Annotated in this window: 8 protein-coding genes and 2 pseudogenes; 9 read left to right on the top strand and 1 reads right to left on the bottom strand. The window is 42.2% G+C overall.

Annotation, left to right across the window (positions count from 1 at the left end; genetic code table 11):
* Nucleotides 1-151 precede the first annotated feature (151 nt).
* From EWV68_RS20020 to EWV68_RS19985, 9 genes and pseudogenes are all read left to right on the top strand, one after another.
* Nucleotides 152-544, top strand: coding sequence for a Pepco domain-containing protein (locus EWV68_RS20020; RefSeq protein ID WP_287170829.1), 393 nt, complete (start codon nucleotides 152-154; stop codon nucleotides 542-544).
* On the top strand, nucleotides 544-1,287 hold the full coding sequence (locus EWV68_RS20015) for a caspase family protein (protein ID WP_287170828.1): 744 nt from the start codon (nucleotides 544-546) through the stop codon (nucleotides 1,285-1,287). The genes EWV68_RS20020 and EWV68_RS20015 overlap by 1 nt, the downstream gene beginning before the upstream one ends.
* A 141-nt stretch (nucleotides 1,288-1,428) precedes the next feature.
* Nucleotides 1,429-2,133: pseudogene (locus tag EWV68_RS22180) on the top strand (GUN4 domain-containing protein); the annotation flags it as partial.
* 6 nt (nucleotides 2,134-2,139) lie between these two features.
* Nucleotides 2,140-2,748: a GUN4 domain-containing protein gene (locus tag EWV68_RS22175; RefSeq protein ID WP_441338846.1), complete on the top strand. Its 609-nt coding sequence runs from the start codon at nucleotides 2,140-2,142 to the stop codon at nucleotides 2,746-2,748.
* Nucleotides 2,749-2,792: 44 nt separating this feature from the next.
* Nucleotides 2,793-2,987: a RelB antitoxin-like protein gene (locus EWV68_RS20005; RefSeq protein WP_002792166.1), complete on the top strand. Its 195-nt coding sequence runs from the start codon at nucleotides 2,793-2,795 to the stop codon at nucleotides 2,985-2,987.
* Nucleotides 2,988-3,036: 49 nt separating this feature from the next.
* Complete coding sequence (locus EWV68_RS20000; RefSeq protein WP_002734685.1) at nucleotides 3,037-3,357, top strand: DUF6883 domain-containing protein; 321 nt, start codon at nucleotides 3,037-3,039, stop codon at nucleotides 3,355-3,357.
* A 12-nt stretch (nucleotides 3,358-3,369) separates the two neighbouring features.
* Nucleotides 3,370-3,606 (top strand): DUF4926 domain-containing protein, encoded by a 237-nt coding sequence (locus EWV68_RS19995; RefSeq protein WP_159297828.1) that lies wholly within the window; start codon nucleotides 3,370-3,372, stop codon nucleotides 3,604-3,606.
* Nucleotides 3,607-3,620: 14 nt separating this feature from the next.
* Entirely contained in the window at nucleotides 3,621-3,782 is a 162-nt protein-coding gene (locus EWV68_RS19990) for a hypothetical protein (protein ID WP_287170826.1), read from the top strand.
* A 49-nt stretch (nucleotides 3,783-3,831) separates the two neighbouring features.
* Nucleotides 3,832-4,827: a DNA cytosine methyltransferase gene (locus tag EWV68_RS19985; RefSeq protein WP_287170825.1), complete on the top strand. Its 996-nt coding sequence runs from the start codon at nucleotides 3,832-3,834 to the stop codon at nucleotides 4,825-4,827.
* A 109-nt stretch (nucleotides 4,828-4,936) separates the two neighbouring features.
* Here EWV68_RS19985 and EWV68_RS21995 read toward each other — a convergent pair.
* Nucleotides 4,937-5,044, bottom strand: a pseudogene (locus EWV68_RS21995) (restriction endonuclease subunit R); the annotation flags it as partial.
* Nucleotides 5,045-5,151: the final 107 nt, after the last annotated feature.

Here is a 5,151-nt window from a genome sequence, read left to right as displayed (position 1 = left end):
AAATTTTCGGCTTAGTTGCCGGCAGCTTGCCGCCAACTCACTCCTCTAGATAAGTATTTTGACTCACGCTCCTTCCTCTTTCGAGACGTTGTGACACTTAGGGTGCGGAATGTGGGATAAAGGAGAACCATTGCCGAAAAACGAGAGCGCTATGCCAGAAGAAACCATTTGGATTATCACCGCAGAAGATACCCCCGTCACCCCCGATAAAGATGCGGATGCGAAAGGAAACGACACCTATGACAATCCCTGGTACGAGGGGAAAACTATCACCGAAGCTGCGACTCGTGGCGTAAAAGTGAGCATAGAGAAGCTAGAGACAGAACTATCCCATTTTCTCCAGCTTATCGGCAAAGTCTTCAATCAAGCACAGAAACAGGTCAACCAACAAACCGGTTTTAAACTCGATGAAGTAGAGCTTTGCGTAGAGATTACCGGAGAAGGTGAAGTAAAATTATTAGGGACGGGGATTAAGACCGGCACTAAAGGCGGATTAACCCTAAAATTCAAGCGAGACGAGAAAAACACACCGACCGCAGACTAATGGCGAACTGGGGATTATTTATCGGGATAAATCAATACAAACGCTTGAAACCGCTCAAATGTGCCAAGCAGGACGCGGTAGAGATGGCGCGTTATTGTCGTGACGAAATTAATTTTGAGGAAGTTTTCCTGTTTACCGATGAGTCTGACCCAATAACCGCGCCGAATGGTTCCCAACAGGAGACGAAACCGACGTACACAAACCTAATGGCTTTCCTGCACGACTTTTTCGAGTCGCAACGCTTGGAAACCGGCGATAATTTCTGGTTTTTCTTCAGTGGCCACGGATTACGCCATCAGGGACAGGATTACCTCGTTCCCAGCGAGGGACACCCGACCTTAATCGAACAGACGACCATTTCCCTCAATTACGTTACCCAACGTTTACGGAGATGTGGCGCGGATAATATCATTCTCTTTCTCGATGCCTGTCGCAACGAGAACGATTTTAGAAATAAATCCGTAGGCTGGCAAAAGCAACAGGGAGTGATAACCATCGCTTCCTGTAGTCCGACGGAGGAATCCTACGAAATTCCCGAACTACAACAGGGTTCCTTTACCTATTCACTTCTAGAGGCTTTACGAATCCAAGGAGAAAATAACTGCGCTACGGTAGAAAGACTCTGTAATCGTCTCCGCGAAAGGATTCCAGAAATCAACCGACAACACAACAAACCCCCGCAAACCCTCCATTCTATGGTTCTTCGGTTTGTCTTATGCAATGGACGGGGTTATAAGGGATGAAACCCTTATAGAAACAGACATTACTGCGATTTTTGTCAATTGTTTGCGATCTGGAGCGCACTAATCAATTAAATCTCTTGCCAGATAAAGATTTAGTCGATTTATGCCACCCTATCGAACCATACCAAGTAACGAAGAACCCATTCTATTGTCGAACCGCATTATAAAAATCATCTGATTCTGTTACCGAAACAGGCAAAGACTCCCGATATAGAGTTATTGCGAGTGGAAGCTTTAGAGTTGGAAGTGGAGGGAAAGCTAGAGGAAGCGCGACAGTTGATGAGACGAGTTCTGGCTTTGGATACAACCAGACCTAAATACTGGCAAGATTACGACAGAATTAATCGAAAATTAGCACAACAACCCGTCCCACCTTCCCCTAAAACGGAACCGATAAATCGCGAGTCGGCGAAAACGATAACAGAAACCCCGAAACCCGCACCACCGCCAGAAATCGAACTAAAAAGCGCCAAAGGAATCGATTATCGAAACTTAGAAGATTTATTAAAACGGCAGCAATGGAAGCAAGCGGACAAAGAAACTGCGAGAGTGATGCTACAGGTAGCCAATCGAACAAAAGAGGGATGGCTACGGGTAGAGGATATCGATAATTTTCCCTGCGAGGATTTGCGAACCATTGACCAATTATGGGTTAAATATAGTGGCGGTCGCTTTGGTTTTTCCGTGCAGGCGAAAATCTACCGCGAACTCGGTGGGACGCGGGAGTATAATGAAAGAGTTTGGGACGCTTTCGGAGATAGAGTAGGCTGGCGAGTGAATAATAGCTGGATATACTACACAGATGTTACTTTTGACCTAAAAGCACCACCGGGACACCTCCCCGTATATCCGATGGTTTTGGCGACGCCTAAGGGTGAATTTATTGCAGGGTATGTGTCGTGGGGTCGTTCGTGGGATTTGTTCGCAGGAGATGATAAGTATGTGGCAGTTCTCTTCTCTCGCGTCGAGATTTGTAAAACGATAACAGAACCCCCGAAACCCTCACCACCGCCAGAAATCAAACTAAGAGGCGATTACAGGAAGCTAGGGGATTTGCTGGAACAACAGCAATGGAAGCAAGCGGACCAGGAAACCGCAACAGTGATGCTACAGGTAGCCAATGGAAGGTCAGAAGGATGGCTACGGGAAGAGGATATCGATTATTTTCCCTGCGAGGATTTGCGAACCATTGACCAATTATGGGTTAAATATAGTGGCGGTCGCTTTGGTTTTTCCGTACAGGCGAAAATCTACCGCAAACTCGGTGGGACGCGGGAGTATGATGAGAAAATCTGGAACGCTTTCGGAGATAGAGTAGGCTGGCGAGTGAATAATAACTGGATATACTACAGGGATGTTACTTTTGACCTTTTTTCACCCCTAGGACACCTCCCTTATTTGTATTTGGCGAAAAACGATGTCTCTTCTCTCGCGTCGAGACTTGTAAAATGTAACATATAAAGGTTACAGCCAATTTTTAAGAATTGTATCGGAGGGAAAACCAAATGCTAGAAATTACCAAAAACTATGTATTAGACAAAGATCAAAAGCCGATTGCTGTTCAGATTCCCATTGCTGAATTTGAAAAAATCGAAGAAATCCTGGAGGATTACGGACTAGGAAAACTCATCGAAGAAGTTGAAAATGATCAAATCCTAGACAAAGAAAAAGCCTGGCAATACTGCCCGCATATACTGTAAAATCTATTTTATAGAAGTCTATAAAGAAATTGGCTAAATTACAATATAAATGCCTTATTTAAATCCCAATGCGACAATCCCACCAGCTAAATTAACCCGGTATTTGCTAGTTTTACAACCCAAAGATGATAAATCAGGCTTTCTGGCACAAGCAGGATATAATTTAGACAACTGGCAGGTATTGGAACAAGATTTAAGACGTATTCTTCTCAACGAGGCCACCTTAAATAAACCAACAAAGTTCGGTGATATTTATGAAATTAAAGGACTTTTACAAGGGGTGAACGGGATAAACTTACGAGTCTCTACTTATTGGATTATCGACTCACTTACGAAAGAAACAAGATTTGTGACTTTATTACCAGATTAAAAGAGTTAGACTATGAAATTTGATATGTTTTCCGAAGTTCAATTAACCGAAGATTTGCCAGAATCTAATTTGTCTCGTGGCACTCACGCGATTATCGTGGATTATTGTCCTCGACCCGAAGGCCACGAGGATGGCTATGTTTTAGAAGTGTTAAATAATCAGGGAAAAGCCTATACAGTTATCGCTGTAGAAGTTTCCAAGATTGAATCAATTCAAAATCTTAAACAGGATGAATTTCAAATTATATAATTCTGTTATTCTTAGTGGATTTAATCCCCCATCCTAGCAATGGCGAAATGGAAGCAATTTTAGAGGTTTTTAACGCTCTCGGTGAGTCAATTTCAGTAGTTACTGTGCCAATTTCGGCGATTAAACCCCTACAGGCCAATGAAATATTTACCGTCCGCTCTTTGGTGAAAGTATAATAAGTTAAAATCAAAGAGAATATCCCTATCGCTACAATCTCAACTATCAATGAATCTCCTGAAAGATAGTAAAAAAATTCGTTTTGTTGACCTCTTTTGTGGTTTGGGAGGGTTTCGAGTGGCGATTGAACAAGTTTGTCGCCAAAAAAACTTAGAATCTGATTGTGTTTTTTCCTGTGATATAGATAAAGATGCTCGGTCAATTTATCACGCTAATTTTGGCGACCAACCCCGGGGAGATATTACCGAAATTGCTGCCCTAGATATTCCCAATCACGATATTTTAATGGCGGGATTTCCCTGTCAACCCTTTAGTATTTGTGGTGATTTAAAGGGGTTTGAAGACACCAGAGGCACGCTATTTTTTGAGATTGCTCGTATTTTAAAAGCCAAACAACCCGCAGCATTTATTCTGGAAAATGTCAAGCAATTGCAGGGACATCAACAGGGAAAAACCTTGCAAGTTATTCTCGATACTCTGCAAGATTTAGATTACTATACCGATTATCGGGTTTTGAATGCGCTTAATTTTGGTTTACCGCAAAAACGGGAACGAATTTTTATCGTTGGTTTCCGAGAAGCGCGGCGTTTTATCTGGCCAAAACCAGCTTTATCTAGAACAAGTTTAACAGAAATCTTAGAGGAAAATGTCTCGGATTTTTATTATGCTTCCGAAAAAATTCAAAAAAGTCGCCTGCTGAAAAGAGAGGGAAAAAAACCTTATGGTGAACCGACTATCTGGCACGAAAATAAAGGAGGTAATGTCAGTGCTTATCCCTATTCCTGTGCCTTGCGAGCAGGAGCATCCTATAATTATTTGTTAGTGGATGGGAAAAGACGCTTAACAGAAAGAGAAATGCTACGTTTACAAGGTTTTCCCGATGATTATCAAATTGTCGGCAGTTATCAAACTATGCGAAAATTAACGGGTAATAGTGTAGCGATTTCCTGCGTAGCTGCTGTGGTTAATTCTGTAATCGAGTCTTGGTTAGATGTTGAGCAAGCATCAACTAATTCATTCTCGTTAAATCGACAACTTAATTAAGTTTATTTTCGACTCAGGAGTTTTAGATAGTGGTGATTATTCAAGACGCTTTTAATTCCCTATATAGACAGTCAAAACCTAAGAGATTATAGCTTGCTTGAGTCCTAATTTATATCTCTAAAATTAGCTGACCCATTGCCTTGAGAATTTGGAGCAGATTAATTGCTGATTCAGGATACATTAAATTAAGTTCTGGCATTATCTGATAACCCACATTCCGCACCCTCAACTGTCACATAAGCTGTCCCCCTCCAGAGACTTGAGTAAAAATACTTAGCTGGTGAAGGTTTTCTCGGTGGCCGTTAGGGGGAGCTTGAGACCCCT

Source organism: Microcystis sp. M_QC_C_20170808_M9Col (assembly GCF_007095495.1).
GTDB lineage: Bacteria > Cyanobacteriota > Cyanobacteriia > Cyanobacteriales > Microcystaceae > Microcystis > Microcystis aeruginosa.
This window is presented reverse-complemented; position numbering and strand designations above follow the sequence as displayed.

What these genes read in the sequence shown, in the direction of transcription:
- EWV68_RS20020 (WP_287170829.1), top strand. Translation starts at nt 152, where the DNA reads ATGCCAGAAGAAACCATTTGGATTATCACCGCAGAAGATACCCCCGTC.
- EWV68_RS20015 (WP_287170828.1), top strand. Translation starts at nt 544, where the DNA reads ATGGCGAACTGGGGATTATTTATCGGGATAAATCAATACAAACGCTTG.
- EWV68_RS22175 (WP_441338846.1), top strand. Translation starts at nt 2,140, where the DNA reads ATGGTTTTGGCGACGCCTAAGGGTGAATTTATTGCAGGGTATGTGTCG.
- EWV68_RS20005 (WP_002792166.1), top strand. Translation starts at nt 2,793, where the DNA reads ATGCTAGAAATTACCAAAAACTATGTATTAGACAAAGATCAAAAGCCG.
- EWV68_RS20000 (WP_002734685.1), top strand. Translation starts at nt 3,037, where the DNA reads ATGCCTTATTTAAATCCCAATGCGACAATCCCACCAGCTAAATTAACC.
- EWV68_RS19995 (WP_159297828.1), top strand. Translation starts at nt 3,370, where the DNA reads ATGAAATTTGATATGTTTTCCGAAGTTCAATTAACCGAAGATTTGCCA.
- EWV68_RS19985 (WP_287170825.1), top strand. Translation starts at nt 3,832, where the DNA reads ATGAATCTCCTGAAAGATAGTAAAAAAATTCGTTTTGTTGACCTCTTT.